This is a genomic window from Bradyrhizobium frederickii (assembly GCF_004570865.1).
Classification (GTDB): Bacteria; Pseudomonadota; Alphaproteobacteria; order Rhizobiales; family Xanthobacteraceae; genus Bradyrhizobium; species Bradyrhizobium frederickii.
The window spans coordinates 1-821 of the sequence record NZ_SPQS01000133.1 but is presented as its reverse complement, the minus strand read 5'-3'; the positions used below and the strand labels follow the sequence as shown (position 1 = coordinate 821).

The 821-nt window shown below is 60.0% G+C and carries 1 protein-coding gene; it reads right to left on the bottom strand.

What is annotated here, in order from left to right; translation table 11 throughout:
* Positions 1–106 precede the first annotated feature (106 nt).
* Positions 107–821, bottom strand: a 715-nt coding sequence (locus E4K64_RS40035; protein WP_209312019.1) for a transposase, incomplete at its 5' end; no start/stop codon positions are given.

The following is an 821-nucleotide window of genomic DNA, read 5'->3' as shown; positions in this document are numbered from 1 at the left end:
CCGATTTTGTTGCAAAAGTCGGCTGCAATGGATTTGGCTGGGCCCTTCGTTGAGCCGCGCTCTGAAGCGCTGGCCCTGACGCATTTTACGCAACTTCGACGCTACGCTACGCGCTGCGCAGAGCCTGAGCCGGTGGGGGTCGTGCGACCAGCGATGCAAACCGCCTCAGATTCTGGGCGATGGCGGCTAGAACAAACTCATCCTGGGCACCTTGCGGGCCGCGCAATCGGAGCCGACCAAGCTTCAGGATGCGCTTCAAGTGTGCGAAGTTCATCTCGATCTTCTTGCGCTGATGCCGAGAGAACTCGAAGCCCTCGGTGCCAGCGATCGACCGGGCAATGTCTCGGGCATGCTCATGGATATCGCGCGGGATCTTGCGTGATGGTTCCTTTGGGCAGCACTGCGGTTTGAGCGGGCATACATCGCAGTCGAGCTTGCTTGCACGATACAGAAGGGTCTTGCCCTCGTGCACGGTACCGCTCGTCCCAAGCCGCTTACCACCCGGGCAGTGGTAAACGTCGCCGGTCGGATCATATCGAAAGTCGCTCCGCGAGAAGGTGCCATCATCGCGCTTCGACTTATCGAACACAGGGATATGCGGCGCGATGCCCTTCTCCTCGACCAGCCAGTTCAGCATCGGAGCCGCTCCGTAAGCGGTATCCCCGACAAGTCGCTCTGGCTTGAGACCGAAGCGTTCCTCGGTCCGTTCGATCATGGTCTTTGCTGCACCGACCTCGGCCTGGCGAATGGCGCGGGAGGCCTCGACATCAACGATGACGCCGAACTTCACGTCGATGAGATAGTTGTCGGAGTACGCGAAG